This window comes from Salmonella sp. SAL4457 (assembly GCF_046548235.1).
GTDB lineage: Bacteria > Pseudomonadota > Gammaproteobacteria > Enterobacterales > Enterobacteriaceae > Salmonella > Salmonella enterica.
Genome location: NZ_JBGDZO010000840.1, coordinates 1 through 256, shown reverse-complemented (window position 1 = coordinate 256; position 256 = coordinate 1). Strand labels below are relative to the sequence as shown.

Sequence of the window (256 nt, the reverse complement as noted above, 5' to 3'; positions counted from 1 at the left end):
GTCACAACCCATGAGGTTATTCACCCCGTGATGCACTGCAGAGGTTTGCGATGTCCCGAGTGATCCGTTTTCATCAGTTTGGCCCGCCAGAGGTCCTCAAATGCGAAGAGCTGCCGACCCCGGCGCCGGCCGCAGGGGAAGTCCTGGTGCGTGTCCAGGCGATCGGCGTGAGCTGGAAGGATGTGCTCTGGCGTCAGAACCTGGCCCCGGAGCAGGCTGCGCTGCCGTCCGGTCTCGGCTTCGAACTGGCCGGCGA

At 64.1% G+C, this 256-nt stretch carries 1 pseudogene; it reads left to right on the top strand.

Annotated elements, in window-relative coordinates:
• Window positions 1-50: 50 nt before the first annotated feature.
• Window positions 51-256 (top strand): annotated as a pseudogene (locus ACLJNW_RS26545) (hypothetical protein); the annotation flags it as partial.